Raw genomic sequence first — 26,210 nt, forward strand, 5'->3', positions numbered from 1 at the left:
CAGCTATCGATCGCCAGTTACATCCATGGGTTTTACAACGACAGCCGACTGCACTCTGCGCTGGGCTACCGTTCTCCGAACGAATATGCCAAAGGCTTGCGGCAGAAGGCTGGATAACAAGCTTCTTGGCGTCAGCTGCCAGGGGACAGGCCCAGCAAAGTCGCGTAGAGAGCAGGTTGCTCAAGCGGAAGATGAAGGCTCACATCATTCCCTGTGGCTGGGGAAATCAAGGGGAGTACGTCCTTCTGCCGCATCCCAGTTGCGCGATTCATGCCTTATGGCAGTACTGCGAAACGATCGGCGAAGGTTTCAAGGATGCGCGAATTTTTGTGCTTCCGTATGCACTGGTGCCTGAAAATGTCGCTGAAGACCTCGTTGAGATGTCTGAGATGGGGGCGAACGTCGTCTGTTTTGAGCAGGAAAAGGATGGCTGGCCTTTTCTCAAGCGGCGCCAAAGGCTCGATCAACCAAGCGCAAATGTCGTCACCCAGTTGCTTCTTGATGCCATTGGTGGTGAAGAAAAGCCGGACAACCCGTCGGCCTATATCGCTGACGCCGTCGCTAGCTGCCCGCAGCTAGTTGTGGTCTCCAATGCCGTGGCCTCGTGTGACTTGGTCAGCAAGCAGCGCTATCGGTTCGTCAGGGACGGTATTGACGCGCTGGTGGAGCTTATTGGGCTTAAAGGGCAGATTGGGGGCACCTTGGAAGATTTCTTCTGGAAATGGAAGCTGGATCTGGCACAGTCTGGTGGTGACAACATCAAGCTTGATGTCTATCTGGACGGGAGATCGGTGCATAAGGAAACGTCCTGTATACACCTGAAGAAAGGGGATCATACCAACCCGCAGAATTGCCCTCGAATCTACTACCAGGCGGTGGCGCTGCCGTCGGGTTACTACGTTTTCTTGCTGTACGTGGGCCCCCATCGTGAAGGAGACCTGGAAAAAATACACCACCTCGATTCGACGTGAAAGTGGTGGGTGCACCCGTTTGTTAAACCTAGCATCTAGGGCTTGATTGGCGCGCCGCCTCGGGGTGATCTTGTGCCTATCCCGGCTACCCGCATATGGCATCAGCTCATCCCGCGACGTCGACGAGCGATTGATTTGACCTGGCGGGCTAGAGCATCCTACGCGCCTCAATCAATCAGGCCGCCGCAACTTTAGTGGTAACGTTGGTGAACTCTTTTTTACGGATCAGTCATGTCTAGTGATATGGATATTTTTAATGTGGAGAACCTGGCAGCCGCCGCCACAATCGCTACAGCTGTTGGCAGCTTTATCGTATTTCTTGTGAAACGTACATGGAGGGGAAAAAAACTCATCCTCAGCGAACACGTCAAACCCGGCAGTAAATCAAACCGCAGGCGAAAACAGCACCTTGGTTAATGCGATGCACAGCCAAGTAACATTGACTAATCACTACCATGCCCTAGCTCCTGCGCCTACGGAGGTGGCGGATATCCCGGGAAAGTGGAATGTGCTGGCGGCCCAGCAGATGGCCGAAAGACTCCTCAATGAGGCCGACTGGGGATCGCTCGTACCCGACTTAGATAAACCTTACGGGCATTACTTCGCGGGTGAGTACAATCTCCATTACCCCGACAAAGACGGCATTGTCCTAGCCTACAGTACGAAAACGGTCGGCCACGAATACCATGCCTGTGCCCCGTATATCAGCTTTTTCGAGTACCACAAGAAAAACGCAGGCTGGTCACTCGTCAACGAAGACATCGGCGTATTCCAAGGGGGCGGATGGGGTGAACCGCCTGAAATTTCGATTATTCCTGTCTCAAGAGCAAAGTTTGGTGTGATTCAGCAGGATGGCAGCACGAACCAAGGTCTGTCAGTCGGTCGCAAGTCACTGCACGTCCTAATGGGTGACAGATTCCAAAAGGTGCTCGAACTGATTGTTTTTCAGAGTTTGGACGACAAGGGCTGGGATAGCACCTTGCACAGCATCCCGCGCTTGGATGGCTTCTACGACATTGAGGTGATTCGAGAAGATATCAATGGCGAGGAAGACCTCCGGTTGCTGGATCCGGTCGACGCGTTCTACACGACGCTTTGTGACACCGGTGACCGTATCAGGCCTCATGACGTGTTCAGTTTCGATGGGCAAAAATATAATCGAGATCCTGCGATTCGATGAACTCAAGGTTACGCAGTCTTTCCTGGAGGTTTGGCCAGGCTCATTCGAGGCGAAGATGGTCAGCGCTTAGGTGGCGCTAGACGAGCGTTCAAGCGATGATTGGCCTCCAAAAATGTGGAGGTGCCTGGTGTCGATCACTTATAAGGATGTCGTCGAAGCATTCATCGCGGACTTCAAGTGGATGCACCACGCCAGCTACCAGCCCGATGTGCGATGTGACTTCGATGGCGATCCATCACCGCTCGCTATGATCCTGCCGGTTGCGGGTCATCCGACCCTGAGATTTTCCTACCGCTTTGCAGATAGCGTAGTGAGCAGCCACACGGACTTGTTCTACTGCTTGATCATTGCCGGCCATGAATTGGCGCATTGGGCAAATGCCCATACAAAGCACCTGGACACCGATGACCTGGACAGCAAAGCCATCGAAATGTGGGCTGACTTGTTTGGCACCAGGCTTTTGTTTACTGCAGTAGCAAGATGCCCGAACCTGCGCCCCATTATCAATCGGCTGCGCACTCCAGCCTTTGATGCTGAAGGAGCGGATGCTCTGCTGCCGGCCTATGGCGAGGCGTTGCGCCAGGTTTACGAACGCGTTTTCGTTCCTGCGGGGTTGACTCCGACCTACCCATCGCCCAATGAGCGTGTGCAGATCTGCGGTGTCGGCGTAACCTCGTTTTTCTACCGCCACTTGGGGAAAATGCACCAGCGTATGACGGTGCACGCGCTGAAGAAGGTCATTCTTGAGCCATTTGCAGATGTGCCCGATCTTTTCCCTAAGGACAAAGACTGGCAAGACAGTGCTGACTTGGCGTACCGCACCATTGAAATCCACCTCGGGCTCAAGCAGGGGCGGCCATCGATCACGCCAGGCATACGTCCAGAATTCAACCAATTGGTCGGTACGAATTATTTGGGACATGCTGAAAACAAGGTGCACCGCGAGGGTTTGAAAGCTCAGGTTCGAGCGTGGGGCGTTGACGTTTAAGCCGAGAAAGACCGAGAGGGCGCGTGCGGCTTCTGTCATTGGCTGTGGCCACCCCGACACGAACCGCTGGCAAAAAACTAAGCTATACCTTCGTTTTTCGGGCTCTCCACCCTATTGTCTGCAAAATCTAAGCTAAAGCTTAGTTTTCGTAGGTGTGTCCTCATCTCACCTTGTTAGGTGGGTGGCTGCGTTCGGATTACTCAGGGTGAGTTAGCTGGGGTATTTAGCACAAGCTAGATAGCGGGCAGCGTCAGACAACAGCAAGTATATGTTTTTTATCGAAATTTTTAGCATGCAGTCGGGTGCATTCTTAGCCGCTGGATGGACAGGGAAGCGATGGGCCCGTTATTGCTGGGCTGGGTGGGTTGATAGAGAGATCTGGCTAGGTAAGCTTTTCCCTAGAATGTAGGGGGTACCTAGGATAAGGGTTCGAATCTCTACGCTTCCGCCATATTCAAAGCCCTGATTATTCAGGGCTTTTTGCGTTTCAGGGGCATAGGAAAACTACCCATGGGAACCCCCTTGGGAATGGTTTATTTTGGAAGCGCTTCCGAAACTTTCGCTGTTTGGTGGGTTTCGCCAGAGCTCCAACTCGGCGATAAACCCGCTCCGTAATGTCGCCCTTGGTATGGCCGAGCAGCAGGCTTGCATGGTCGACATCGGTGGTCTCGTACGCTGCCTTCGGGTGAATGTCTCGGAACTGGAGCTGGCTGATGCGGCCTGCCAGCACTTGGTCACCGGCGGCGACTGCCTCCTTCACTGCTTCTTCCCTGGCGTCATCCCACCGATGACGTAGCATGGCGGCCGAGACCCGTTTGCCTGAATCGGTCAATAGTAGGTATGGCGATCCATGGGGCGAGTTTCGCTCCAGAATCTTCCTGATCAGGATGCCCAGCCCACTTTCCACCCCGTCCACCTCAAGCAGAATCCGCAGCTTTTTGTGGGTCTTCTTCTGTTTCACGCCGAGGGCATTGCCTTCGATGTCATCCTTTCTCATCACCAGCACGTCCGTCGGACGCTGGCCCGTCAAATACGCCAAGTCCATGGCGTCCTTCAGCTCTCCCACCGCTTTCGCGTAACACGAGCGTTCGCGTTAATTGAGCAACTTCGCTCTGAAGAGCCTGTTGATCTGTAGTGCTCGGTATTTGAAGTCCCCGATCTTGCTACTGCGCGCACTGCCGCAAGCGCCGATCTCCGGAGGTTCAGCGGTTGATTTTACGCCGCCGCGTGAACGAGCTGTTCACTCAACGTCGCAGTGAAGTGGGTGATATGCTTCGCTGCTTACTAAGCAGGGAAAATGGAAATGCGCAAAAAATTGGAGGCTTTTAGAGGATGGCTGACACCACGTCGGCGGCTGTGGGCAGGAGTAGGCCTGTTCGCTGTCACTATCGTCGTGCCAATTGTCAGTCCAGGAACGAGTGTCAGCTGGCTTGTAGGTCCTGCGTGCGTCTTTTTCGTGAGCGCCTTTATGCCGGCGCACGACAAGCGATAGAGCGCAGTCGTTGAAGTACTCGGCCAGCTCTTCATATGCCCGATACTTTGCTTGGCTGCGAGTGACTGCCCATATACGCAGCACTTAATGACGTGCCTCGCCGAGCATATACTCCACGTCATCCCAATCGTACATGCCGTTGGTGGCCGATGTAACCACCAACGCTCCATGGCTGGCGGCGAAGCAGTGTCGTTGCTCACCGCACGAAAATGCCTTGCGACTCGGCCCAGCATTGCTACGGTGAACTGCGGCGTGGAGGAGTTCCCATGCCTTTGGTACTTCACGTCAGAGGGAGGCCACCTATGGATAACTGCAAGCAGGCAGCAGGCAATGCCGAACCCAGGGCGGATGAGCGCTTTAACTGCCTGGAGTACCTCGACGACGACTTCCCCTACTACAACGGCAAGCCCGTAGGCCTTTCAGGCAAGCAATGGCTGCTGCTAATACTTGGGGTATTGGTCGGGGGGCGTTTGGCTGCATCAGAGATTGCCTTCAGACCCTGTATAACTCGCACCTTGGATCTTGCCACTGCCACTGGACAAACACGACCAAGGAGCATCCGCGCCCGGTACTTTGATCGTCACGCCAATGCCTGCTTCGGCGGTCATGACGTCGGTCACCAAAAGCTTGCTGGCGGCCACACCGGTTTGCTTCGCCACCTCGGCCAGGCAGGCCTTCTCCGCCTTGCTGGTGGCAGATGTGCCACCGATGCTACTGGCACTCGCAGCGCCCGATGTCGCTGGCTGGCAAACCCCGTTAGCCCCACCTTTACCGGTATAGGATACGTCCCATGACTCATCTGGATTGCGCGTGAGGGAAATCGCCACGCCAGAGCCCCTGGCTTCATAGGCGTTGTCGTTGAATTTCTTTAGTTTGGCCTCCTTGCCATTGATGAACACTGGCCCACCCTTATCCGCATGCACGGCGATATTGGTCGGGCAGTCGTAGTTGAGCTGCGGAATATCAGCACTGGCCACAGTGGTAAACAGCAAAGTGGTGGCGCCCAACAAAAACTTGTTCATAGTCATGCGACGTTCTCTCTCCGTTTGAGAATGCTTGGGCTTACTGCACAAGCTTTATGAGCATGCGACAGCGCACTCAAAGCCGAAGCTAGGCGAAGCGGCTTGTATCCACCTCGACGACACGGCTTCGGCAGTATAGGTGGTAGTGGGCAGTTCGAACGGCCAAACGCTCACGGCATCACAATCAGCGTCAACATACCAATATCTGAGGACTGCATCGCCTACTCCTGAGGGCCACGCCCTTTGGGTAATTGCAAGTTCGTCAGGCCATACGCCGCAATGCGACGCCCATTACCGCTCCAAGAAGTCCCATGCATGTCAGCAGAACAGGGAGTGACACCCACCAAGAAACGCTGGACGTCATCATGCTTAATTCCGACATCCCAGCGATGCCGGCAATAAGGTTCTGCGGGAGGAACACGACATTGATCAGCGTGAGTTTGCGCAGGGCTCGATTCATGCTGTTGTTTGCAAGTGCTCTGAATCGCTCGTGCGATTTGTTTGACCACCCTCAAATGGTGCCGGCCAGCGAGTTGGCGAGCATAAAGGTGGTGCAGGCGAGAACGGTGGGAGAAGCAGGGCGTCGAGGGTTGTAATAACCTGGTGATTTCGAACGATTGGGAGGAAGTGGAAGAGGCGGCGCCTTTCTTATGTTCACAAAAAAGCCCGCGCTAGGCGGGCTGGAGGCTACTTGGTGCTGATCTGCGCCCTGGCGTACATGTAGATCGAGCCGTGATCTGGAATTTTACAGGTGATAACACCAGGCGCTCCGGGTACCTTTTTGTCATCCAGGGTAATTACATCGGCGAGATGAAAATACTGATCGTCCTGCAGGTTCTTGGCGGAGGCGGCTGAAAAAACCAGGCGGCTCAGCACTGCAGTGAACGCCTCGTAGCATTGGTCTTCCTCACTCAGCTTCATTTCAGCCAGCCTGCGGTCACTCATGCCACCCATTTCAATGACTACCGGCTCGGCGGACGTTGATTTGGGGCTCGCTTCGACGCTGCTCATTGCATAGCTGATTTTCATCTTGCGAGGTTTGATGTGATAGCGCTGGAACTTGGGATTTTTCAGCGCATAGGACAAGCCTTTCTCGGGATCGAGATACAGGGTTACGTCATAGGTGTTCTGGACGCGCTTGCCGATTAGATCCGAGGCAGCCTGTGCGGGTTGCAGCCAGGCACTCAAGATGATGGCGATGGCGGCGCTTGTGACGAGGGATATCTTCATTACCTGGACCTGTTCCTTGGCGGGGGCTATCAGTGGAAAGTGATGCTTTCATGTCGTTGCAGGGTGATCAAGTAGCCTTCGTGCTGGGCGGGAGGGGGCTGGAGCAGCCAGAGCCTGAAATTGTGGCGTCTTTCTGACGGGTATGAAAAAGCCCGCCGAGGCGGGCTTCCGTTTCGATCTTCAAAGACTGGAGTACTTATCATCCACCTTGCGCTTCTCGAGCGTATAACGCTCCAGGTCGATCTCTTTGGTTGCCATTCTGGTATCGAGCGCGTCCATATCCCGGCGCTTCAAACTGGCTACATGAGCCCGAGTAGCCTGGTAATTGATGGACTCTGCAGCGTTGTAGCCGCTGACTGGATCCCACAGAATCGAAATAGGCCAGAGCAGCAGGTTCACCACGCCGTAGCCGTAAGAGCGACCGTAGAACGAGCCACCGCCGGGCAGAATGCCCAACCCAGCTGCGACACCTGGGCTCTTCTCCTGAATAGCCATGTTATTGGCCCGATGTTTTGCTAGCTCTGATTCTTGCGATGAGTTAAGTCCAGTAGCGCAGCCAGTTGTCATTGCGATAACGGCAGCAGCTAGCAGATTACGAAGCGCGAACATCCTTGACCCCTTGTTGATTTTCTCGGTTTTCCCGCACCTGGGAAGCCTGGCGATTCTATCGCATATGGCGGCATTTGCCTTGCGCGTGCATGGACGGCTGCGAGGATGAGGCATTGGCACACATGGCGTTGCCCAAAACGCACCGACAGCAGTTGCGCAGCACCAATCCACTGGAGCGGCTCAACGCCGAGATCAAACGCCGCACCGATGTCGTGGGGACCTTTCCAGACGATCCTGCAATCACCCGGCTGGTAGGAGCGATGCTGCTGGAGCAGAACGACGAATGGTGCCTGCAACGGCGCTATGTGCCGTTGGAGGCCTTCGAGGCCGTCAACGATAATCCACAGGCCAATCATCAAGCCAAGTTAATGAAATCCTTCGGTAAATTATTTCACCGCTGCTGCGCCCAGCCCAGCAAGTCGCGCTGACGGAAATTTGTGCTTCAAGCCCACCTGAGCATTGCGCATTTCCTGATCTCGGCTAAATTGTACAAAAACCTGTACAAAAACGAGGCGCTGTACATGTATTGCGAATGGCCTTTGACGTTGTACTTTGATGGTGCCTGTCCATTGTGCGCCAGAGAGATCGCTTTTCTGCGGAGGCGATCGATGGAGGCCAAGCTCCTTTTGGTAGACATCAGTGACGCTGATTTCGACCCTGGATTATTGGGCGTCACGGTTGAGCAACTCAGGTCTTCTTTGCATGGGCGGTTCGCCAATGGACAATGGGTCAGAGGCTTGGATGCAACCCTATGGAGTTGGCGTGCAGCTGGGGTGGGAATGTATGTTGCGCCACTGGCTTGGCGCCCTCTGCGCCCACTGTTTTCAATTTGTTACAGGCTTTTCTGCCGCATAAGGCCACACTTGGCGTGGCTACCACATCCCGATGGCGGTCTTCGTTGCAGCGGTGAGGAGTCCAAATGTACCAATCGCTAGCTGAGTACTATCGTGAAATTCTTATCGGCATTGGTGAAAATCCGGAGCGCGAAGGGCTTTTAGACACGCCTCAGCGTGCGGCAAAAGCGATGCAGCACCTATGCAACGGTTATACCTTGAACCTTGACGAGATAATAAACGGTGCCTTGTTCGAGTCTAAGAATGATGAAATGATTGTCGTCCGTGATATTGAACTTTATTCATTGTGCGAACATCATATGTTGCCATTTATTGGTAAAGCTCATGTCGCATACCTGCCGACAGGACGGGTGCTCGGCTTATCGAAGGTTGCACGCGTGGTTGACATGTTCGCTCGTCGTTTGCAGATACAGGAAAACTTAACCCGGCAAATTGCGTGTGCCATACAGGATATTACTGATGCCGCCGGGGTTGCGGTGGTTATTGAAGCGAAGCATATGTGCATGATGATGCGCGGTGTAGAGAAGCAGAACTCCGTGATGGTTTCATCTGTGATGTTAGGCGAGTTTCGCGACTCACCGACGACCCGACAGGAATTTCTTCAACTCATCGGTCGAAACAACTGACACCCGGTATGAAAAGAGCAGTCTAGATCACTGGCCCCATGGGGCCGCCTACGTTTTGGCGATAGGTACTGTGCCTGGTGACAGGCACGGCTGGCGTGCGCGGGCTTGCTTTGTGCAGCCTATCGGGACATGACTGTCGTGAAGGGTTGGCCAGAGAATGTGCCACAAGAAAAGTGACTGCTGTCATTTTAAATTTCAGTCACCCGGTAACTGTTGTTCGGGCAGTTGCCTACCGCGTTGACGAGTAGCTTTGTGTTTGGGTTTTACATCCAGGGGTCACCTTGTAGTGCTCGCACGCGGGTGAGGGGGGTATGCCAAACATGTTGTGTTCCGCTTGAAGAGGGGTGTTCAAATGAACTCAGTGTCTACCAAGTTTTCGCCAAGCCGCTTTGCTGTCCTTGGTTACGGCGGGTTGCTACCGTTTATTGGTTTGACGCTGCTTATCCTTTTTTATGCTGAATTCCGAGCGTTGTGGTCGACTATGTTGGTTAACTACGGCGCTGTAATATTGAGTTTCATCGGCGCGTTGCACTGGGGGTTCGCCATGGCGTTACAGGGCATGCTCGCCGAGCATCGTCGAGAACGACTCATGTGGAGCGTTATACCTGCGCTTATCGGTTGGGTCAGCACACTTCTGGCAGTGCCATTGGGTTGTTTGATGTTGACTTGCGGTTTTGCTGTCCATCTTTGGCAGGACCAAAAATTAGTGCAAGAGTTGCCTGGGTGGTACCTGCCGATGCGAGGGCACTTGACGGTTGTGGCGAGTCTCTGCTTGCTGCTCAGCGCATTTGCAGTATTGATTGATTTTTAAACGTGCCTATAAGGGGCGCCGAGCACTTGTTCCCGCTATTGCTGGTGCTTGGGCTGCTGACTAGGCTGTCGGATTTGGCACTGTTGGGTATGACAACCGTCATCGATGACACGTATGAGCCAGGCTTCGAGGTCGAGCCCCTGGCAGTTCCGACACGGCCTGATGATAAAGGATAGATACAAAAAGTAACCTGAGGAAAACTCATTTAAATCAATCTATTAGGTGTTTTCTGGAATTAGGATACAAAAAATTTCAAAACTCCCGTGTACAGGTTTGAAATGCCAAGGGTAATTTCACCCTCAAGCTGTGCGGTCAACTGCAATGGAATGCAGCCTGTAGCAACCCGGATCTTCATGCCTTCACCGGGGTTGCACCTACTACAATAGAGGGAGCTAATCGTGAACTGCATTTTCTGTGCAATTGCCAAGAAAGAATCACCGGCTGCCGTTGTCTACGAAGACGAGCAGTGCCTGGCCTTTCTCTCCATCCAGCCGATTACTCCTGGCCATGTTCTGGTCATCCCCAAGGCCCACGCAAGCGGCCTGGGTGATATCCCTCCTCAAACCTGTGGCCACATGATGCGTGTGGGTCAACGGGTGGCGGCCGCCCTGCGTGAAAGCGGTTTAAGCCTCAATCAACACCCCTGCGAAGGTATCAACCTGCTGCTGTGCGATGGCGCTGTGGCCGGGCAGACCGTGGGCCACGCCCACCTGCATGTACTGGCCCGCTTTGTTGGTGATGGTTTCAACCTGGGGCATGCGGACCTTCCACTCGCTACGGCCCACGTGCTGGGCGAGCGCGCAGAGCAGATCCGTCGAGCCTTGACCTCGCTGCCCCCGGTTTAACTGCAAGTCGCTTTAATTTAAAGGCACGCCCGCGATAAAAGGGATGCGTGCCTTGCTGTGCGCAATAAGCAAATCATCAACGTGTAGGCATCTACGCAAGGAGGCGAAGCTATGTATTGTACTGTGGGAACTTAGGTCGTGCGCGGGGCTGAGTTGAATACTACGGATCACAATAAGAAGGGAATTCTCATGCCGTCACTCGCAAGTAATAAGGCTGCCTTGCCTTCGGCAGATATGCAGTTGGTAAAGGAAGATTCAGCCGGTTCGGCAATCTACAGTTTCTATGATTCAGTACTTCAAGGCTTGTGCCAATCTGATAAGGTAAAAGTCAGGCAGGTGGTTACGCCAGCGCAGTTTCTCGAACTGTCTCGTGCCCGCAGTCGGTTGTACGGGCAGCGAAAGATTTACTACAAGACGTTGTTTGGTAATGCGGTCGACGACACCGTATGCCTGGATGAATACGACCCGCGCTCCTACGTCTTTGCCTTTTATTATGATGGTGAAATCATCGGTACCCAGCGTATTACGCCTTTCCCTCACGAGTCGGGCGAGTTCATCAGCCATGAACAACTGGTGCGGTTCTCCGGGCCCAATTACGAGCATGAGTGCGTCGAACTCTCGCGACTTATTGTCGACAAGCATTCCCCGGTCAAGAACGTTGTCAACGGGTTGGCGATGACCGGCGCCTCGCTGGTCGCCCTGGAGGGCGGCTACAAAACTTTTATTACCTACGTAAAACCACGGCTCGCGCCGAAGTTCGACAGCTTCGTCTTTGACCAGGACGGTATCTTCTTCCAGATCAAAGCCCGCGGTGACCACTATTACGCCCTGTACAAAGGCGATCTGATGCCGTCGGTCACGCCCTTCTTTGGCCTGCAAAGCTGCCCGGCAGACCTGCAGAACATTGACGACTTGATTCGCTACACCTTGGCCGCCCGTACCACGCGGCAGTCACTGGCGGGATGAGCATCCAAAAACAACGACAACATTGAGGTTGATCCAAGATGGAAGCCAGGAACAAAGAAGTGGTCATCGAGTTTTACGAGCGCATGTTTGGCCAGCGGGAACTGGCGGTCGCCGATACATTGATTGCCATCGATTATGTACAACACAACAACGTATTTATTCCACCGCGCCGCGAAGGCTTCAAGACCTACTTTACGCAGTTCTTCAAAACATTCCCCGAGTCGGGTGCCAGCATTGAGCGGGTGTGCGCCGAAGGCGATTATGTCTTCCTGTATGCCAAGCACTGGGCCAAACACAGGTTCTTTACGGTAAATTACAAGGTGATCGATATCTATCGTGTGGAAAACGGTGTGCTAATGGAACACTGGGACACTATCGAAGGCCTGGGCTTCTTCTCCAAGTTCATCTACATCATAAAGTCCTTGCTGCGCTTGTAATTCGGTGTATGCGTGATGTTGTAAGCAGTATCATGAATGATTTGTCAACCCGTCAAGGAAGAGAGTGAAATGACTGAAGTGACCGCGTTTCGCAAAGAGCTGAAAGCCATCTGTGATGCCGAATGGGAAAAGATCAAGGCCGGCCGCTTTTTCCAGATGATGAAACGCCCCGAGTTGCAGCGTGACCTCTACATCAAGTCGATTGTCCAGGTGTATCACTACACCAAGAACAACGCGATCAACCAGGCGGTGGCGTGCTGGAACCAAGACCATAAAAAGGTCGGCCTGCTGCGTTTTGCGATGAAGCATGCGCTGGAAGAGTTGGGTCATGAAAACATGGCGTACAACGACCTGATCGCCATTGGCGTCGACAAGTCCGAGTTCGATAAGCCGATGTTGCCGGCCACAGAGGCGTTCTACGGCTACCTGGATTTCGTCTCTGTGTGCCGCGGCATCATTCCGCGGCTGGGCTACAGCTTCTGGGCTGAGGACTGCTACGAGCACCTCGAGCCTTTGATGGATGTCTGCAAGAACCATCTCAAGCTGACCGACCAACAACTTACCTTCTTTGTCGCCCACGCGATCATCGACGAGAAACACTCCGAGCAAGTCAACGCAGCCATCGACCGCTGGGTCGTGACCGACGAAGAAAAAGAGTCGGTCAAGCAAGTCGCACGCACCACGGTTTACTTGATGGGCAAGATCCTCGAGTCGGTCGCCGACGAGTTCTGAGGCTTGCAACAGGCGTCCTCGCGCACCCTGCTGCGCGAGGACTTTTTACATGGCGTGCACAACCATAAAAACGCTCGGCTGGTCATGGCACTTGTCCAACCGCCTGGCTGCCACGGTCAATTCACTAGGAGGTGACATGAGTAGCAATAGCGACATGATTACCTGGGGCATGATGTTGCGCAAAATCCCCTTGATCGCCCGGGCCATTCCTCGGCTGGTCAGGGGAATCAAAGCTTCCAAGCTCAAGGCCGATCAGCCCTGCGGCCTGGGGTGGGCCTTCGAGCAGGCGGTTGCGCGCAACCCTCAAGGACCGGCGTTGCTCTACAAGGACAATCGTTTCAGTTATGAACAGGTCAACCAGTGGGCCAACCGTTTCGCCCACTACCTGCTTGCCCGCGGCCTGAAAAAAGGCGATGTAGTCGGCATATTTATTGAAAATCGCCCGGAATTGCTGGTCAGTGTGCTGGCGGTCAGCAAGCTCGGCGGTATCTGCGCCATGCTCAACACCTCGCAGACCAACAACGTCCTGATCCATAGCTTGAGCCTGGTCAATCCCGCAGCGATTATTGTCGGCGAAGAGTTGGTGCCATCCTTTGACGCGGTGCGTAATGAGGTTGCCATCGATGAGCTGAGCACGTTCTTCCTGGCTGACACCGACACTACTCGCGATGCGGGCGTCGCGCCCGAGGGTTACATCAACCTGACCCGTGCCAGCGAAGCGCACGCCGCTGTCAATCCGCTGACCACCCAGCAGGTCTACCTGGACGACGCCTGCTTCTACATTTACACCTCCGGCACTACCGGGTTACCCAAGGCGGGGGTGTTCAAGCACGGGCGCTGGATGAAAGTCTACGGTAGCTTTGGCATGATCGCCCTGGATATGCGCCCCGATGACATCGTCTATTGCACCTTGCCGCTCTATCACGGCACCGGGCTGTGCGTGAGCTGGGGCTCGGCATTGGCCGGCGCCTCGGGTTTCGCCATCCGCCGCAAATTCAGCGCCAGTCAGTTCTGGAATGACACACGCAAATTCAAGGCCACCACCATTTGCTACGTTGGTGAGTTGTGTCGCTACCTGATCGACCAGCCTCCCGCTGGCAACGATGGCGACAACCCGGTGCTGAAAATGATTGGCAACGGTCTGCGCCCGGGCGTGTGGATCGACTTCAAGAGACGTTTCAACATCGAACGGGTCTGCGAGTTTTATGCCGCCAGTGACGGCAACATCGGCTTTACCAACATCCTCAACTTCGAAAACACCATTGGCTTTGCGATCAACGCCTGGTCGCTGGTGGAGTACGAACACGACACCGGCGAGCCGCGGCGCAGCGCGAACGGTTTCATGCAGAAAGTCGGCAAGGGTGGTCAAGGCTTGTTGCTGGCCAAGATCGACGACGATGCCCCATTCGACGGTTACACCGACCCGGAGAAGAGCAAAAAGGTGGTGCTGTACGACGTGTTCGAAAAGGGCGACCGTTACTTCAACAGCGGCGACCTGATTCGCGATATCGGCTTTGGCCACGCCCAATTCGTCGACCGCCTAGGGGACACCTTCCGCTGGAAAGGCGAAAACGTCTCCACCACCGAAGTCGAAAACATCATGGTGCAACACCCCCACATCGCCGAGGCCGTGGCCTACGGTGTGGAAATCAAGAACACCAACGGTCGCGCCGGGATGGCGGCCATCACCCCATCGGCTCCGTTGGAGCAACTGGATTTCTGCGACCTGCTGCGCTTCGTCAAAAGCCAGATGCCCCACTACGCGGTGCCGATGTTCCTGCGCATCAGGACCTGCATGGAAACCACCGGCACGTTCAAATACCAGAAAACCAAGCTCAGAGCCGAAGCCTTCGACCCCAGCCAAACCGGCGAAGATCCGGTCTACGCTTGGCTACCGGGCACCGAAACCTACGTGCGCGTGACTGAGCAGGTGCTGCAGGATATTCATGGCGGCAAGTTCCGCTACTGAAGGGCAACTGCGCGGGCGTCAAACCACAACGCCGAACAAATGCGTAAGGCTGCTCATTCAAGCGGAGCAGCCTTACGCTTCCTGGTATCCCCGCCATTAGGGATACATCCCCACGACCGCTTGATTGCAGCGCTAGGTGCTCTGGCACTTGCGGCGCAGAGCATGACGATTCCGAATAATGTTCCTCTCGTACCGGTCGAAGATTGTCCCCATAACGACAAGGTCTCTGGATTTTTCTTCTGCTTTCAGTACGGTCCGGACTGCTTACTCGGGAATGCCGGTCACCGTGTGCACCACACGCATGGCACAAGGAGGTCGAGCCCCTTCGGGATCGATCAGTTCGCATTGCTTCAGCAGCGGATAGGCATCGGCAAACTTCAAGGCCGCGACTTGCTCGGCATGCTGTTGAGAAACGAAACAATGCTCGAATCGGTAGGCGGCATACACCTCGGGCCGTAACAGCGGATGGTCATAGACCTCGTCGACGATACTCTTCAGCAGTTGTGACATCTGCCCATTGAGCCCTGGGGAAATCTGGGTGAGCAGATCGTCCTTAGTGATACCCGCCTGCCGAGCCTCAACAACTTGCTTGGATGCGCTGATAGATGCCTGCATCCCCTCCGGGAACGGACAGCTGGGCTCGCCAAATGCCGAAGCCGAAGCAATGCAACTTAGTAACGTGAAGACAGCGGCCTTCCTGCTCATGGAACTCTCCTGTTAGATGTCAGCACTGTCGGAATAACGTTGATAATCTTAACGGCTTTTCTATTGCCCTTGTGCGCGCAGGGGCTTCGCTGTGCTGCCGGGTCGTTAGAAACTGTACTTCACATTGAACGTGAGGTTGCGCGGCGCCCCCCAGAACACCGTGCCGTAGTTGCCGATACCGCTGTAGTAATGCTTGTCGAACAGGTTGTTGATGCTGAGGCTGGCTTTCAGCTCGCGGGTGAAGTCATAGCCGCCGACCAGCCCCACCAGCGCGTAGGACTTCTGCTCGAATTTGGCACTTGGGTCGTTGATCTCGTACCAGTCTTCATCACTGGGCTTGAAGAACGTCGAGCTCTGCCAGTAGGCATTACCGCCCACGGTGAGTTTGTGCCAATCGCCCTGCATGCGGTAGTTGGTTGCCAGCTTGAGCAGGTGTTGCGGCTGGTTGGTCGCCACGCGTTGGCCTTCGGCGTCATGGGACTCGGCAAAGGTGTAGCCTGCCATTACTTGCAGGTTTTTCAGCAGTTCGCCGTTCACTTCCAGCTCGACGCCGCGGGTTGTGACGCCCTGTGCTGCCCGATACGCGCTGCCTCCACTCGGTGTGCTACCGCCGGTGAGCACGGCGAAGTTGTCCTGCTTGAGTTCGAACAGAGCCATGCTGGTATTCAGACGATTGTCGAAGTAGGCACCCTTGATGCCGAGTTCAACGCTTTGACCGGTGAGCGGGTCGATAGGCTTGCCGTCCGCGCCGAGGCTATAGGCCTGCGGCTTGAAGATATCGGTGTAGCTGGCATAGACCGTGTGGTTGACGTCCAGGTCGTAGGTGATGCCGGCATAGGGCACTATTTCGCTGGAGTTGGTGGCGCTGGCCGGAAGGCGGCGACCGATGGCGTTGATGGTGTCGATGTCCCATTTGTAGTCGACGACCCGTGCTCCAAGGATCACGGCCAGGGCATCGGTCGGCTTGAGAATGGTGGCTGCGAAGCCGACCTTCTGCCGTGCCTCGATATCGAAGGTCGACCACCATTCGAAGTTGCTCGGTCTATCGCCATAGCCGTCCCAGTGGAACACATCGCCGATGACGCCATTGGTCACGCCATCCTCGCGACTGGAGGTGGATTCGGTGTGGGCGATGCTGTAGCCGAACACCGCCTCGTGGAGGCGCCCACCCAGGGCAAACGGGCCGCGGGCATACAGGTCCAGGCCTTTTTCCTTGCTGGTGGTGTTGAACTTGCTCGCGGTGCCGTTGGTGTTCAGGCTGCCGCTGGCTGGGTTGATGTTACCGCCGATGAAACCATGGGAAATGCTGCCATCGGCCTGGATCGCCTCGCTACTGATCCCCGAGATCAACTCGCGCGAGCGGTAGTCACGGCTGCTGAGCACACCCTTGATGACCCAGTCGTTGTCGAAGTTGTGTGCCAGCTCCACGAAGGCCCGCTGGGTTTCCTGGTTGCGCCAGGTCCAGCGATCTGCAGCGTTGCTGTCACGGTCGAACTTGACGGTACGGCCGTCGAGGAAGAACGCGGGCAAGGCGCCAGTGGTACTGCCGTTGTCATGGTTTTTCTGCACGTCGTAGCCAACCGTGAACAGCGTGTTTTCGCTCAGGTCGGCCTCCAGCACACCGTAGACCGTGTTTTGCTCAGCGGTAAGGTAGTCGATGTAACTGTGCTGGGATTGGCTGCCAGCGACCATTCGGCCGCGGATGTTGCCGCTGTCGGTCAACGGGCCGGCAAGGTCGAGGTCGGCTTGGTACTTGTCCCAGGAGCCTGCGCCGGCACCGATGTGGCCTTGCAGCTCGCTGGTCGGTCGTTTGCGCACCAGGTTGATGACCCCCGAAGGATTGCCGGAGCCATTGACCAGCCCGGTCGCGCCCTTGAGCACTTCGACCCGGTCGTAGATCAGGCTGTTGCCGATGCTGTAGTTGTCGCGTAGTGAACCGCCGTCGGAGGACAGGCTGGGGACGCCATCGAACTGATAGTTTTCCAGTTTGAAACCACGCGAATAGAACGTGAAGGCCTCGGAGCTTTCCTGGTTGACGGTGATCCCAGGTGTTTGCTTCAGGACTTCGGCAACACTTTGCAGGTTCTGGTCGTCCATCTGCTGGCGGGTGACCACGCTGATCGACTGCGGGGTCTTGCGCAGGCTTAGGTCCAGGCGCGTGGCGGCGGCAGTAGCGCCGGTGGTGTATGAGCCGCTGCCCTCTGTCGTCAGCCCCAGGCTTTCCCCGCTAATGCTGGTTGCGCCCAGTTGCAGCGCCGTACCGGCCTCGAGTTGGGGCGCAAGCACCCAGTTGTTGCCTACCTGCAAAACCTGCAGCCCGCTATCCGCCAGCAGCATGGAGAAACCCTGCTCGATGCTGAAGCGACCCTGCAAGCCGCGGCTCTGCCGCCCCTGGGTCAGCGCCGCATCGTACGACAGGAGCACGCCGGCCTCCTGGGCGAAGCGGTTCAAGGTGCTTACCAGGGGCCCTGGAGGGATGTCGTAGACACGGCTGGCCTGCTCGGCATGGGCCTTGGCGTCCGGCGACAACAGTGGGGCCAGTAGCGCGGTATGCAGCGCGATGGCGCCGCCAAGCAGCAGGGGCGTGAGGTGCTTGCGTCGCGGGAATGGGCAGATTGTCGTTCTAGGCATGACAGCTCCTTCAAATGCCTGTTTGGGCGGTTTGCAGGAGAGCTCGTACGAGAGCGGTCAATCCGACAATGCGATTGCGAACTTTTTTCACCTGGGCCTTCAGCTCATCGGGGTGAGCCTGATCCAGAAGCGTGTGTAGGTGTTGATCTTCAGCTTTAGCGCCTCGGCGATCGCGACCAGGGCGCGGTCGGTATCGTCCAATGGATACACGCCGGCCAGATGCAACCCGGCCACCTCGTCGCTGCAGCTTAGCCCGCCGCTGCGGTAACGCTGGAGTTCAGCCAGGGCTCGGCGCAGCGGCCAGCCGTCGAGTACCAACTGCCCTTGGCGCCACTCGGTGCGGGCGAGGTTGGCCAGGCGTGGTTCAGGCAGGCTGCCGTTGTCGAAGGCGAGGCCCATACCGGCGTTTACCCGCACCGTGCGGTCGCTTGCGGCATGGTGGACCTCGACGGCATGTTCCATGACGATCAGTTCGGTGCAATCGGCATGCAGTCGCACGTTGAACCGGGTACCCAGGGCGCGCATATCGCCATGCAGGGTGCGCACATGGAGGGGGCGTGGGTCGCTGGCGGTATGCACGGCGATCTCACCCTCGATCAGCACGATCAGGCGCAGGCCTGCGCTGTAGCGGATACCCACGGCAGAAGCCGTATTGAGCGTCAATCGCGTGCCGTCACTCAGGGTCAGGCTGCGGCGCTCGCCCGTCGCGGTGCGCTGATCTGCCAGCCAGGTGGGGGCGTTGCGGTATCCGGTCCAGGCGACGCCTGTAGCCCCGAGGCCGAGTACCAGCCCCTTGAGCACCGTACGCCGTCCCGGTTCGATCTGTCCTGCGGCGAGTGTGTGCCGTGCCAGCGGGCCGGGTACGCCGACGAGGCCGGCCTGCAGTTGCTCCAGGCGCCCCCAGGCCCAGTCGTGCAGTGGGGACTGCTCTCGCCAGGTTTGCCATTGGGCGCGTCGTTCTGCGCAGTTGGGGGCCGCGTGTAACCGTGCATGCCACTGCGCCGCCGCGCGCAGGGCCTGGCGTTGCTCCGAAGGGTTCACAGCTGCGCGTCGAAGGCGAACAGCAGGCAACGCTCTGTAGCCTTGGCCATGTACTTCGTCACCGAGCTGACCGACACACCGAGGCGCTGCGCAATTTCCGGGTAGGTCAAGCCATCGAGTTGAACGTAGATGAATGTGTCGCGAACGTTCTGGCCCAACCCGTCGAGCATGGTGTTCAGTTGCATCAGGGTCTCCAGCATCAGCAGGCGTTGCTCCGGTGAGCACTCCTCGAGGAGCGGCTGGCTGGCCAGGAACGCCAGGTACGCTTGCTCCAGGTTACGTCGCCGCAACTGGTCGATCATCACCCGCCGCGCCACTGTAGCCAGGAAGCTTCGGGGCTCGGTCAATGGCTGGCGCAGGGCGCTGCTAATCAGGCGAAGGAAGGTGTCCTGGGTGATATCGGCTGCCCGGTCTGCATCACCCAGGCGTCGGCGAATCCAGCCCCTCAGCCACTGGCTGTGGTCGCGATACAGCGCGTGCATCTCATCTTGGGGGGATGATGCGGGCGGCAGAGGGTAGGACACCTGGATTTTCCTGCTTGCAAGACGCGGATAAGAATTGATCGCAATTATAGGCGGGCGAGGCAGGTTTGCAATGCGGTTCGATTAAACGCGGCTAAGAACGACTATCCCTTGGCGATGTTTCTCGTTGGGTAAGCCAGAAACAACGGTGAGATAGCGCTGGCGAACTTATGTCTTTTGTATCGTCTACATTGCAGAGAGCCCTTTCGCAAAAGGAAGCAGCCATGGCCAAGCCCCGAGTTCTGATTGCAGTGTTTGCTTCGATCACGCTGGTACTGACACCCTGCATTTCATTTGCTGATCCTGGCAATGGCAATGGCAATGGCAATGGCAATGGCAATGGCAAAGGACAGGGGCACGGCAAAGGCCAGCCTCCTCACTCACAAGGGCCTGGCAATTCGGGCGGAGGCAAGAACGGCTCCGGCCCTGCTGGCAGGCACGGCGCCCCCTCCATTGACCGTGGCGATGTGCTCGGAATCTTGGGCGGACATCGCAACTACTGGAGCCCAGGCCCAGCGCTGCCACCTGGCATCCAGAAGAACCTGGCCCGTGGCAAGCCGCTTCCCCCAGGTATCGCCAGGCAATTGGACGGTCGCCTGCTTGGCCAGCTACCGCATTACGACGGTTATGAGTGGATGCAGGCCGGCGCAGATCTAATCCTCGTGGCTGTTGCAACCGGCATCATTTATGAGGTGTTGAACGGGGCCTTCGACTGACCCCGTGTGCGCCTGGCTGAGCTTCGCGATTACCCGCTTGATTTTTTCGAGCGCGACACTTTCCTGGCCGCCATGGCGTGGCAGTGAATAGCGGGGAGGGCGGAGTTTTTGCTAGAGCGCACTTCAAGCAAGAGACCTATACCGTGACCTTTCATCGCGATGGTTTCGCTGACGATGTGCACGTTCTCCGAGCCAGCGTGAGAGGGTGTTGCTGGGGCAACATTTTAATCGGGGGCCTGATCGGTATACCCATCGTCGCCCCGTTCGCTGGTGAACTTTCCCGAGGGCAAAAAAGCCCCTCTGGAACGAGGGATTGGCCCTATAATCCGCCCTCGTGAGGAGACTCCTAATCTCGCTACATACTGCTTCGTGCGTCCCCTGAGGTCTGTCATGGATAATTTTAAAGTCGCGTCTATCAGCGCGCTCACCTTTCTACGTCAAAAGCTCGGCTTCCAGTTATGTATGGTCACTCGTACAGATGGTAATGACTGGACTGTTTTGCATAGCGACGACCGAGGTTATGGCGTTGTTGCCGGCGATGTTTTCAATTGGGACGACTCCTTCTGCAGCGAAATGGTCAAAGGGCTAGGGCCGAACATAGCCGCGGACGCAAATCAGGTACCGGCTTATGCTGCTGCCAAGATCGGTCAAAAAATTTCGATCGGCGCCTACATCGGCGTACCCCTTAGAGTGTCGGATGGGCGTTTGTTCGGGACCTTATGCGGGATCGATCCCTCAGCCAAGCCGGATGACATATCCGAGTACCAGGGGCTGATTGAATTGCTGGGCGAGCTGCTCAGCACCATTTTGCAGATGGAGCTTAGGGTCGACGAGGAGGAGAGACGGGCAGAGCGGTTTCAGGCGCAAGCCCTTACTGACGCCCTGACCGGGCTATACAATCGGGGCGGCTGGGTGCAACTGCTTGCTAACGAAGAGGCGCGTTATCAGCGTTATCGGCAATCATCTGTTGTGATAGTCGTTGATCTTGATGGCTTGAAAGCGGTCAATGATCTTCATGGTCACGCAGCGGGTGACGATTTGATTAAGCGCGCTGCGTCGGCATTACAACGGGCGTCCAGAACGGAGGATGTGGTTGCCAGGTTGGGCGGCGATGAGTTTGGAATTATCGGCGTTGGTTGTGACTTGGCCGCTGGCCAGGCGCTTTGCAGCCGACTAGAGGCGGCGCTGGATGCCGAAGGTATCAAGGCATCGTATGGCCTTGCCGTCACAACCAGGACCACGCGCATTGCAGCCGCATTGACCATTGCCGACAACGAGATGTACGAGCAGAAACGCCAGAAAAAAATGGCGGATCTTGCGAGGCCCGATTCGCGGTCAGCCTGACCCCGGCCTTCTCGGGCGCATTCGGTAGCGTTAGTGCAGCTTAGGGTCAAGTGCTAAGCCGCTTTCGTCACTGAGCGTTCCGATATCCAAGAGTAAGCTCTCAATCACATCCAATGCGTCTGCGATGCCTTGAAGTGACGTCTGGGGATAGTCCCGATTTGAAGCGACGACGCCCTTCATGGAGGTGGCCAGCGCCAGCTGTGCGTTAGCCAATCGCGAGAGCAAGTCGAGTGTTAGTTTGTCAGTGACCATCGCTCGATCCTCCAAACGTCACGTCAGGATAGCAGGCATGAAAAAGCCCGCCGCGGCGGGCTTGGGCATCAATGTTGTAGTGGCGCTGCGCCGGAAGGTGGCACAGTGTCGAAGGTGGTATTCCCCGCTAAGCTAGGTTCCGTATGAAAAGTTTTGAGACGAAGCTCAGGCGAGGCGAAAACAGCCAAGAACACGGAGTTTATGGGTTGTAAATAAGCATGCCGAGGCGGTTTTCAACGCGGCGTCACCGAGAGTATCAAGGCTTTTCGTACAGCGCCTAGGGACTTCCTAACTCAAGCAAGGACCTGCCATGGACACAACAACGAAGGCAAAAGAAAACTGTCCGACGTGTGGTAACGCGTTCGCGGAAGCCCCGTCAGCCGATGGGGTTATCAGCGTGCCCTGCGCCAGCTGTAAAACGCAGCCGATGAATTACGCAGCGGAGTTGAAAAGAATGCAGGAAGCGTCGGCAAAAAGAGTCGCGAGGGCGGACGCAAAAGTGGCGGAGAGAATGAGCAAGCTGCAATTGCGCTTCGCCAATATCCGAAAAAGCGCTGAGTAAAGCAGGTAGATCAATTGTTCGGTGACTTGATCAGCTCAAGGCAGTGGATTGAGCGGTCGCCGCCCGCGACGTTGCGCCTTCATGCAAGGAGTACGGACATGGCAGATAAATATGTTGGAAAGATCAATGGTGTCGGCACGGATAACGTGCTTTACGTGATTAACATTTATCAGGACGAGACGGTTGAGCGCTCATCGCACGGCATGGTTCGACATGAAGGTTTGAAGCATTACGAAATGCAATTCGGTGGCGAGGTAAAAAGGATTTCTGAGACCGAGTACGAGGTTGTGTCTACGGGCGTGAGGGTCATTGTGAATGATCCTCAGCGCTAAGTGCATCGGTCTGCCAGGTGGGTATCAGCACTTCGGCGCAGTCTGATAGACGCGTTGGAAGACATCACTGGCGCAATCCGCGATACTACCGCGCCATCACCCACGAAAAGGAATTCGCTCATGAAGCGTATTTTTGCCGTTTCGCTTCTCGCCCTGGCGCTCTCCGCCTGTGATAAACCCGCCGAAAACACCAGCCAAGTGGCCCCTGCCCAGTGCGCAAAAGACACCGACTGCAAAGGCGACCGCATTTGTGAAAGCGGCCAGTGCATCAGCCCGAACGCCCAGGCAAGTCTCGCCGCCAAGCCAGCCCCTGCCGTGAGTCTGGCCCCGGCAGCACCTACCATCGCCTATCAGGCCGTGCTGATCTCGGGTGACGAGGTGGGTCCTTTCACCATCAACGGCACTGAAATCAACTACCAGTCCCGTGCTGGCGTCATGAATATCATGGAGCAGGTGATCGACGAGCCGGAGTACGCCACCTACGTGGGCGTTGAAAAGGCCTACGCGTTTGGCCCGAACAAATACGTGCTCGTCATCTCGACAGGCGAGGGCGGTAACGCCTGTCCGGCCACCACCTACGCCGTGAGCTTCGATACCCAGTCCGAATCCATCGACGGCAAGACCTCGGTTGACGGCTGTTCCGAAACAGTGGATTCGCTGGCTGATGGCAACAAACTCATCGTCAAGAAAGATGGCGCGTCCACCGAGATTTATAACGGGCTGGTCAAGTAAGTCGCCATCCACATGAGAAGCCCGGCCCAGAAACCGGGCTTTTTCTGAACTCACCGCAGGTAGCACAGCGCAATACACAAGCGCCCGATCAACCGGAGGATCGAAATGCTCAAGCGCGCCAAGGCCCCCAAACAACCTTTTGCCATGACAGGTGTGCCACTGCTCGCCATGGGCTGCGCTTTCGCTGCCGTGGGTGCATCCGGGCAGACGGCGTTCAGTTATGTTGCAGCCGGCCTGCTGATACCAGGCACTGTGCTGCTGGCCATGGGGCTCTGGAACCGTCGCCGGCAATGTTGAGTTGCTACTGGAAGCAGACACCTTGACGACCGGGGCAAAAAATACATGACTATTCAGAACTCGCTACTTAGCAAGCGCCTTCATAACCGCCGATTTGCAGTGGCCAGCAATACCCAGGGCTTATCCAACGCCGAGACTATTTTCCATTACCGCGTTGAGCAACATGCTATCTCCAGCACCTATCAGGGTGGCCGCATCAGCCTTGGCCAGCAGGTAGGCCGCATCACCGGCCCCGACAGCATCGAGCTGCTGTTCCACTGCGTCACCCGCGAAGGCGATCTGCTCAGCGGCTGGTCGCGCGGCACCGTGGCTGTCGATGACGTGGGCCGTACCACATTGAGCTTTGTCTGGGGATGGTTGTCCGGCGCAACGGGCGGTGGCGAGTCCCACTACGTAGAGCTCGTCGATTAGCCGCCAGTCCTTCTCTCACAACAAACAGGCATAACCATGCAAAGAAATCTGGCCATCGCCAAAAAAATCCTCGAGCTGATCGTTACCCATGACCACGATGGCTCCGGGGTTTATCGTGCCGACCTGTACCCGCTGGTTGAGCGCGCGCTGTATAACGTGGCAGACCTCGGCGATACGGCGGCAACCGTCGACTATCATCTGTATCTGCTGATCGACGCAGGCTTCTTGAACATCACTGAAGCCGAAATCGAAAATGAAGAGGATGACGAGGACGATCTGTTCGCCAGCGATTACTTCTCACCTACCTGGGCCGGGCACGATTATCTCGATAGCAAGTAAGCGCCCAATAACCCCGAGCGTTCATGGAATTTGCCAAGCATGCCAATCCCCTGTTTCGCTCGTTCAAGTACTTTGCGGGCGCTGCACAGTGTTCACCTTGGAGGTCGCCGATGAAAAAGATGCTTTGCGCTGTTGCGCTCATGTTGCTGGCCGGGGTTGCCCAGGCGGGCATTCCACTGGTTAACGCCACCTGCCCGAATAACATCGACGTGCATGCCGACGAGGGCGGACCGATCTACATCAATGGCAAAGAAGCGACGCTGAAGAAATTCAACGACAACTACTTCGAAGCCAAAGGCAGTGGCGTGACCGTTTCGCTTTCGATCAACCCGGATGGCACGCCGAGTGTGTCCTACACCGGCAAGGGCGGCGCCAATGGTGTCTGCGAACTGAGCGAAGAGGATTGAGTTGCCGGTACTGTGCACAAGGCCCCACGGGCCTGAGCATTACCCGGATGCCAGGGACATGCCGCTAGCCAATGACCGGCAGCCGGCGTCTCTGATCGGTAACCGACGCGGATGCCCGAGTCGGGCTGGAGCTATGCGCTTTGCTAGCGCTAGCGCGAGGGACGGGTGTACACCTTCAGGGATTATTTGCGCAGCAAGTGTGCTATCAATTCCCTCCCAATCAATAACAAGAGCCGCACCATGATCACCTGCTACCTGCGCTACACCCTCGATCCCTACAAACTCGCCGAATTCGAGGCCTATGGCCGCCTGTGGATTCCCCTCGTGGAAAAATTCGGCGGGCAGCACCACGGCTATTTCCTGCCCTCCGAAGGCGCTAACAATATTGCCCTGGCCATGTTCAGTTTCCCCAGCTTTGCCGAGTACGAACGCTACCGCGAACTGTCGATGAAAGACCCGGACTGCATCGCCGCCTTCAAATACGCCGAAGAAACCCGTTGCATCCTCAGCTACGAGCGCAGTTTCTTCCGCCCGGTACTGGGCTGAAATGAACCCGTTCGAAGACATGCGCGTATTCGCCTAGGTCATGGAGTCTGGCAGCTTCACCGCTGCCGCCGACAAGCGTGGCCTGTCCAAGCAGTTCGTCAGCCGCCGGCTGATGCAACTCGAAGTGCGCCTGTTGAATCGCGCCACCCGCCGCCTCGACGTTACGCCGCTCGGCCAGGCGTACTACGAGGCGGCCCTGCGCCTCAGTGCGCCGTTCTGGTTCGCCCCGCCCAGCGCCGACACCAGCAGTGCGCTCAGCGTGCCGCCGAACGGGTCGGTGGCCGTGGCTCACGGTCGCGGACCACGGCGTCGGTGTACACCCCGAGGTCGGCGTCGTAGCGGCGGATGATCACGCTGGGCTGGGTGTCGGCCACGCGTGGCAGGCGCGAGTCGTGGAACACATGGCGGCTGGTGACGACTTCGAAGGGTTGTGGTGCGCGAACGATGTAAGGGCGCGGCGGGGCCGCGCTGTAGCCGTCGAGGCCGATGGAGGGCTGCGCTGCGAGGGCACTGGTGATCAGCAGGCAGCCCGACAGGAGCAGGGTGGCGAGCATCAGGTGGCGCATGGCGGGAATCCCCGTTTCGCTCTGGCAACAGCTCAGTATAGGCGTGCCAGGCGAGCGGGGCCTGTTGCGTTCATCG

Annotated in this window: 31 protein-coding genes and 5 pseudogenes; 25 read left to right on the forward strand and 11 right to left on the reverse strand. The window is 56.6% G+C overall.

Annotated features, from left to right (window positions below):
- The first annotated feature begins 191 nt into the window (after positions 1 to 191).
- From DCO48_RS13425 to DCO48_RS13435, 4 genes are all read left to right on the forward strand, one after another.
- Positions 192 to 971 (forward strand): hypothetical protein, encoded by a 780-nt coding sequence (locus DCO48_RS13425; protein WP_256584068.1) that lies wholly within the window; start codon positions 192 to 194, stop codon positions 969 to 971.
- 231 nt (positions 972 to 1,202) lie between these two features.
- Positions 1,203 to 1,388 (forward strand): hypothetical protein, encoded by a 186-nt coding sequence (locus DCO48_RS22610; RefSeq protein WP_133247610.1) that lies wholly within the window; start codon positions 1,203 to 1,205, stop codon positions 1,386 to 1,388.
- Positions 1,389 to 1,392: 4 nt separating this feature from the next.
- Positions 1,393 to 2,151, forward strand: coding sequence for a hypothetical protein (locus tag DCO48_RS13430; RefSeq protein WP_116551099.1), 759 nt, complete (start codon positions 1,393 to 1,395; stop codon positions 2,149 to 2,151).
- Between the two features lie 127 nt (positions 2,152 to 2,278).
- Positions 2,279 to 3,139 (forward strand): hypothetical protein, encoded by an 861-nt coding sequence (locus tag DCO48_RS13435; RefSeq protein ID WP_256584069.1) that lies wholly within the window; start codon positions 2,279 to 2,281, stop codon positions 3,137 to 3,139.
- Between the two features lie 487 nt (positions 3,140 to 3,626).
- Here DCO48_RS13435 and DCO48_RS13440 read toward each other — a convergent pair whose 3' ends face one another.
- From DCO48_RS13440 to DCO48_RS13460, 5 genes and pseudogenes are all read right to left on the reverse strand, one after another.
- Positions 3,627 to 4,184, reverse strand: coding sequence for a tyrosine-type recombinase/integrase (locus DCO48_RS13440; protein WP_371919507.1), 558 nt, complete (start codon positions 4,182 to 4,184; stop codon positions 3,627 to 3,629).
- A gap of 1,190 nt (positions 4,185 to 5,374) precedes the next feature.
- Positions 5,375 to 5,653 (reverse strand): annotated as a pseudogene (locus DCO48_RS22840) (hypothetical protein); the annotation flags it as partial.
- Between the two features lie 262 nt (positions 5,654 to 5,915).
- Positions 5,916 to 6,137: pseudogene (locus DCO48_RS13450) on the reverse strand (CorA family divalent cation transporter); the annotation flags it as partial.
- 203 nt (positions 6,138 to 6,340) lie between these two features.
- The gene (locus tag DCO48_RS13455) at positions 6,341 to 6,883 is read right to left on the reverse strand and encodes a hypothetical protein (protein ID WP_116551101.1); all 543 of its coding nucleotides are present in this window, start codon (positions 6,881 to 6,883) and stop codon (positions 6,341 to 6,343) included.
- Positions 6,884 to 7,063: 180 nt separating this feature from the next.
- The gene (locus tag DCO48_RS13460) at positions 7,064 to 7,492 is read right to left on the reverse strand and encodes a hypothetical protein (RefSeq protein ID WP_116551102.1); all 429 of its coding nucleotides are present in this window, start codon (positions 7,490 to 7,492) and stop codon (positions 7,064 to 7,066) included.
- An 83-nt stretch (positions 7,493 to 7,575) separates the two neighbouring features.
- Here DCO48_RS13460 and DCO48_RS22990 point away from each other — a divergent pair.
- From DCO48_RS22990 to DCO48_RS13510, 10 genes and pseudogenes are all read left to right on the forward strand, one after another.
- Positions 7,576 to 7,920 (forward strand): annotated as a pseudogene (locus tag DCO48_RS22990) (transposase); the annotation flags it as partial.
- A 93-nt stretch (positions 7,921 to 8,013) separates the two neighbouring features.
- Positions 8,014 to 8,427: a thiol-disulfide oxidoreductase DCC family protein gene (locus DCO48_RS13470; RefSeq protein ID WP_116551196.1), complete on the forward strand. Its 414-nt coding sequence runs from the start codon at positions 8,014 to 8,016 to the stop codon at positions 8,425 to 8,427.
- On the forward strand, positions 8,412 to 8,972 hold the full coding sequence (gene folE, locus DCO48_RS13475) for a GTP cyclohydrolase I FolE (protein ID WP_116551103.1): 561 nt from the start codon (positions 8,412 to 8,414) through the stop codon (positions 8,970 to 8,972). Before DCO48_RS13470 ends, folE begins: the two co-directional genes overlap by 16 nt.
- Positions 8,973 to 9,324: 352 nt before the next feature.
- Complete coding sequence (locus tag DCO48_RS13480) at positions 9,325 to 9,783, forward strand: DUF3429 domain-containing protein (RefSeq protein ID WP_116551104.1); 459 nt, start codon at positions 9,325 to 9,327, stop codon at positions 9,781 to 9,783.
- Between the two features lie 17 nt (positions 9,784 to 9,800).
- A pseudogene (locus DCO48_RS13485) lies at positions 9,801 to 9,890 on the forward strand (DoxX family membrane protein); the annotation flags it as partial.
- Between the two features lie 291 nt (positions 9,891 to 10,181).
- Positions 10,182 to 10,628 carry an HIT family protein gene (locus DCO48_RS13490; RefSeq protein WP_116551105.1) on the forward strand — a complete coding sequence of 149 codons (447 nt, stop codon included), beginning with the start codon at positions 10,182 to 10,184 and terminating at the stop codon, positions 10,626 to 10,628.
- A 189-nt stretch (positions 10,629 to 10,817) separates the two neighbouring features.
- Positions 10,818 to 11,594 carry a hypothetical protein gene (locus tag DCO48_RS13495; protein WP_256584070.1) on the forward strand — a complete coding sequence of 259 codons (777 nt, stop codon included), beginning with the start codon at positions 10,818 to 10,820 and terminating at the stop codon, positions 11,592 to 11,594.
- A 38-nt stretch (positions 11,595 to 11,632) separates the two neighbouring features.
- A complete protein-coding gene (locus tag DCO48_RS13500) occupies positions 11,633 to 12,031 on the forward strand; it encodes an ester cyclase (protein ID WP_116551107.1) in 399 nt (132 codons plus the stop codon).
- Positions 12,032 to 12,100: 69 nt separating this feature from the next.
- The gene (locus DCO48_RS13505; protein WP_010220480.1) at positions 12,101 to 12,763 is read left to right on the forward strand and encodes an iron-containing redox enzyme family protein; all 663 of its coding nucleotides are present in this window, start codon (positions 12,101 to 12,103) and stop codon (positions 12,761 to 12,763) included.
- 136 nt (positions 12,764 to 12,899) lie between these two features.
- Positions 12,900 to 14,732, forward strand: a complete 1,833-nt coding sequence (locus DCO48_RS13510; protein ID WP_116551108.1) for a long-chain-acyl-CoA synthetase — start codon at positions 12,900 to 12,902, stop codon at positions 14,730 to 14,732.
- A gap of 264 nt (positions 14,733 to 14,996) precedes the next feature.
- On the opposite strand, the gene DCO48_RS13515 is transcribed toward DCO48_RS13510, so the two are convergent.
- The 4 genes from DCO48_RS13515 to DCO48_RS13530 all read right to left on the reverse strand — a co-directional run bounded on the left by DCO48_RS13515 (position 14,997) and on the right by DCO48_RS13530 (position 19,633).
- Positions 14,997 to 15,437 (reverse strand): hypothetical protein, encoded by a 441-nt coding sequence (locus DCO48_RS13515; RefSeq protein WP_116551109.1) that lies wholly within the window; start codon positions 15,435 to 15,437, stop codon positions 14,997 to 14,999.
- Positions 15,438 to 15,542: 105 nt separating this feature from the next.
- Entirely contained in the window at positions 15,543 to 18,068 is a 2,526-nt protein-coding gene (locus tag DCO48_RS13520; RefSeq protein WP_116551110.1) for a TonB-dependent receptor, read from the reverse strand.
- A 99-nt stretch (positions 18,069 to 18,167) separates the two neighbouring features.
- The gene (locus DCO48_RS13525; protein WP_116551111.1) at positions 18,168 to 19,109 is read right to left on the reverse strand and encodes a FecR domain-containing protein; all 942 of its coding nucleotides are present in this window, start codon (positions 19,107 to 19,109) and stop codon (positions 18,168 to 18,170) included.
- A complete protein-coding gene (locus DCO48_RS13530) occupies positions 19,106 to 19,633 on the reverse strand; it encodes a sigma-70 family RNA polymerase sigma factor (RefSeq protein WP_116551112.1) in 528 nt (175 codons plus the stop codon). Before DCO48_RS13530 ends, DCO48_RS13525 begins: the two co-directional genes overlap by 4 nt.
- 221 nt (positions 19,634 to 19,854) lie before the next feature.
- On the opposite strand from DCO48_RS13530, the gene DCO48_RS13535 reads away from it, so the two are divergent.
- Both DCO48_RS13535 and DCO48_RS13540 read left to right on the forward strand, forming a co-directional pair.
- On the forward strand, positions 19,855 to 20,346 hold the full coding sequence (locus DCO48_RS13535) for an anti-virulence regulator CigR family protein (protein ID WP_116551113.1): 492 nt from the start codon (positions 19,855 to 19,857) through the stop codon (positions 20,344 to 20,346).
- A gap of 390 nt (positions 20,347 to 20,736) precedes the next feature.
- Positions 20,737 to 21,690 carry a sensor domain-containing diguanylate cyclase gene (locus DCO48_RS13540; protein ID WP_116551114.1) on the forward strand — a complete coding sequence of 318 codons (954 nt, stop codon included), beginning with the start codon at positions 20,737 to 20,739 and terminating at the stop codon, positions 21,688 to 21,690.
- A gap of 30 nt (positions 21,691 to 21,720) precedes the next feature.
- Here the strand turns inward: DCO48_RS13540 and DCO48_RS13545 are convergent, their stop codons facing one another.
- Positions 21,721 to 21,942, reverse strand: coding sequence for a hypothetical protein (locus DCO48_RS13545; RefSeq protein ID WP_116551115.1), 222 nt, complete (start codon positions 21,940 to 21,942; stop codon positions 21,721 to 21,723).
- A 310-nt stretch (positions 21,943 to 22,252) separates the two neighbouring features.
- Between DCO48_RS13545 and DCO48_RS13550 the strand changes: the two genes are divergently transcribed.
- The 9 genes and pseudogenes from DCO48_RS13550 to DCO48_RS13590 form a co-directional block, all read left to right on the forward strand.
- Positions 22,253 to 22,504, forward strand: a complete 252-nt coding sequence (locus tag DCO48_RS13550; protein ID WP_116551116.1) for a hypothetical protein — start codon at positions 22,253 to 22,255, stop codon at positions 22,502 to 22,504.
- A 98-nt stretch (positions 22,505 to 22,602) separates the two neighbouring features.
- Complete coding sequence (locus DCO48_RS13555; protein ID WP_116551117.1) at positions 22,603 to 22,836, forward strand: hypothetical protein; 234 nt, start codon at positions 22,603 to 22,605, stop codon at positions 22,834 to 22,836.
- Between the two features lie 120 nt (positions 22,837 to 22,956).
- Entirely contained in the window at positions 22,957 to 23,568 is a 612-nt protein-coding gene (locus tag DCO48_RS13560) for a hypothetical protein (protein WP_116551118.1), read from the forward strand.
- Between the two features lie 105 nt (positions 23,569 to 23,673).
- Positions 23,674 to 23,865: a hypothetical protein gene (locus tag DCO48_RS13565; protein ID WP_116551119.1), complete on the forward strand. Its 192-nt coding sequence runs from the start codon at positions 23,674 to 23,676 to the stop codon at positions 23,863 to 23,865.
- Positions 23,866 to 23,910: 45 nt separating this feature from the next.
- Entirely contained in the window at positions 23,911 to 24,276 is a 366-nt protein-coding gene (locus DCO48_RS13570) for a hypothetical protein (RefSeq protein ID WP_116551120.1), read from the forward strand.
- Between the two features lie 36 nt (positions 24,277 to 24,312).
- Positions 24,313 to 24,615 carry a hypothetical protein gene (locus DCO48_RS13575; RefSeq protein ID WP_116551121.1) on the forward strand — a complete coding sequence of 101 codons (303 nt, stop codon included), beginning with the start codon at positions 24,313 to 24,315 and terminating at the stop codon, positions 24,613 to 24,615.
- A 110-nt stretch (positions 24,616 to 24,725) separates the two neighbouring features.
- Positions 24,726 to 25,022 carry a hypothetical protein gene (locus DCO48_RS13580; protein WP_116551122.1) on the forward strand — a complete coding sequence of 99 codons (297 nt, stop codon included), beginning with the start codon at positions 24,726 to 24,728 and terminating at the stop codon, positions 25,020 to 25,022.
- A gap of 240 nt (positions 25,023 to 25,262) precedes the next feature.
- Positions 25,263 to 25,568, forward strand: a complete 306-nt coding sequence (locus DCO48_RS13585) for an NIPSNAP family protein (RefSeq protein ID WP_116551123.1) — start codon at positions 25,263 to 25,265, stop codon at positions 25,566 to 25,568.
- 40 nt (positions 25,569 to 25,608) lie between these two features.
- Positions 25,609 to 25,779, forward strand: a pseudogene (locus DCO48_RS13590) (LysR family transcriptional regulator); the annotation flags it as partial.
- Positions 25,780 to 25,822: 43 nt separating this feature from the next.
- Here the strand turns inward: DCO48_RS13590 and DCO48_RS13595 are convergent.
- Positions 25,823 to 26,134 (reverse strand): hypothetical protein, encoded by a 312-nt coding sequence (locus DCO48_RS13595; RefSeq protein ID WP_116551124.1) that lies wholly within the window; start codon positions 26,132 to 26,134, stop codon positions 25,823 to 25,825.
- Positions 26,135 to 26,210 lie beyond the last annotated feature (76 nt).

This window comes from Pseudomonas sp. SDI, assembly GCF_003105155.1.
In the GTDB taxonomy this organism is placed as follows: domain Bacteria; phylum Pseudomonadota; class Gammaproteobacteria; order Pseudomonadales; family Pseudomonadaceae; genus Aquipseudomonas.

What these genes read in the sequence shown, in the direction of transcription:
- DCO48_RS13440 (WP_371919507.1), bottom strand. Translation starts at nt 4,184, where the DNA reads ATGGACTTGGCGTATTTGACGGGCCAGCGTCCGACGGACGTGCTGGTG.
- DCO48_RS13540 (WP_116551114.1), top strand. Translation starts at nt 20,737, where the DNA reads ATGGATAATTTTAAAGTCGCGTCTATCAGCGCGCTCACCTTTCTACGT.
- DCO48_RS13480 (WP_116551104.1), top strand. Translation starts at nt 9,325, where the DNA reads ATGAACTCAGTGTCTACCAAGTTTTCGCCAAGCCGCTTTGCTGTCCTT.
- DCO48_RS13455 (WP_116551101.1), bottom strand. Translation starts at nt 6,883, where the DNA reads ATGAAGATATCCCTCGTCACAAGCGCCGCCATCGCCATCATCTTGAGT.
- DCO48_RS13515 (WP_116551109.1), bottom strand. Translation starts at nt 15,437, where the DNA reads ATGAGCAGGAAGGCCGCTGTCTTCACGTTACTAAGTTGCATTGCTTCG.
- DCO48_RS13460 (WP_116551102.1), bottom strand. Translation starts at nt 7,492, where the DNA reads ATGTTCGCGCTTCGTAATCTGCTAGCTGCTGCCGTTATCGCAATGACA.
- DCO48_RS13575 (WP_116551121.1), top strand. Translation starts at nt 24,313, where the DNA reads ATGCAAAGAAATCTGGCCATCGCCAAAAAAATCCTCGAGCTGATCGTT.
- folE (WP_116551103.1), top strand. Translation starts at nt 8,412, where the DNA reads ATGTACCAATCGCTAGCTGAGTACTATCGTGAAATTCTTATCGGCATT.
- DCO48_RS13545 (WP_116551115.1), bottom strand. Translation starts at nt 21,942, where the DNA reads ATGGTCACTGACAAACTAACACTCGACTTGCTCTCGCGATTGGCTAAC.
- DCO48_RS13580 (WP_116551122.1), top strand. Translation starts at nt 24,726, where the DNA reads ATGAAAAAGATGCTTTGCGCTGTTGCGCTCATGTTGCTGGCCGGGGTT.
- DCO48_RS22610 (WP_133247610.1), top strand. Translation starts at nt 1,203, where the DNA reads ATGTCTAGTGATATGGATATTTTTAATGTGGAGAACCTGGCAGCCGCC.
- DCO48_RS13555 (WP_116551117.1), top strand. Translation starts at nt 22,603, where the DNA reads ATGGCAGATAAATATGTTGGAAAGATCAATGGTGTCGGCACGGATAAC.
- DCO48_RS13430 (WP_116551099.1), top strand. Translation starts at nt 1,393, where the DNA reads ATGCACAGCCAAGTAACATTGACTAATCACTACCATGCCCTAGCTCCT.
- DCO48_RS13535 (WP_116551113.1), top strand. Translation starts at nt 19,855, where the DNA reads ATGGCCAAGCCCCGAGTTCTGATTGCAGTGTTTGCTTCGATCACGCTG.
- DCO48_RS13505 (WP_010220480.1), top strand. Translation starts at nt 12,101, where the DNA reads ATGACTGAAGTGACCGCGTTTCGCAAAGAGCTGAAAGCCATCTGTGAT.
- DCO48_RS13510 (WP_116551108.1), top strand. Translation starts at nt 12,900, where the DNA reads ATGAGTAGCAATAGCGACATGATTACCTGGGGCATGATGTTGCGCAAA.
- DCO48_RS13520 (WP_116551110.1), bottom strand. Translation starts at nt 18,068, where the DNA reads ATGCCTAGAACGACAATCTGCCCATTCCCGCGACGCAAGCACCTCACG.
- DCO48_RS13500 (WP_116551107.1), top strand. Translation starts at nt 11,633, where the DNA reads ATGGAAGCCAGGAACAAAGAAGTGGTCATCGAGTTTTACGAGCGCATG.
- DCO48_RS13550 (WP_116551116.1), top strand. Translation starts at nt 22,253, where the DNA reads ATGGACACAACAACGAAGGCAAAAGAAAACTGTCCGACGTGTGGTAAC.
- DCO48_RS13470 (WP_116551196.1), top strand. Translation starts at nt 8,014, where the DNA reads ATGTATTGCGAATGGCCTTTGACGTTGTACTTTGATGGTGCCTGTCCA.
- DCO48_RS13560 (WP_116551118.1), top strand. Translation starts at nt 22,957, where the DNA reads ATGAAGCGTATTTTTGCCGTTTCGCTTCTCGCCCTGGCGCTCTCCGCC.
- DCO48_RS13565 (WP_116551119.1), top strand. Translation starts at nt 23,674, where the DNA reads ATGCTCAAGCGCGCCAAGGCCCCCAAACAACCTTTTGCCATGACAGGT.
- DCO48_RS13425 (WP_256584068.1), top strand. Translation starts at nt 192, where the DNA reads ATGAAGGCTCACATCATTCCCTGTGGCTGGGGAAATCAAGGGGAGTAC.
- DCO48_RS13495 (WP_256584070.1), top strand. Translation starts at nt 10,818, where the DNA reads ATGCCGTCACTCGCAAGTAATAAGGCTGCCTTGCCTTCGGCAGATATG.
- DCO48_RS13585 (WP_116551123.1), top strand. Translation starts at nt 25,263, where the DNA reads ATGATCACCTGCTACCTGCGCTACACCCTCGATCCCTACAAACTCGCC.
- DCO48_RS13570 (WP_116551120.1), top strand. Translation starts at nt 23,911, where the DNA reads ATGACTATTCAGAACTCGCTACTTAGCAAGCGCCTTCATAACCGCCGA.
- DCO48_RS13595 (WP_116551124.1), bottom strand. Translation starts at nt 26,134, where the DNA reads ATGCGCCACCTGATGCTCGCCACCCTGCTCCTGTCGGGCTGCCTGCTG.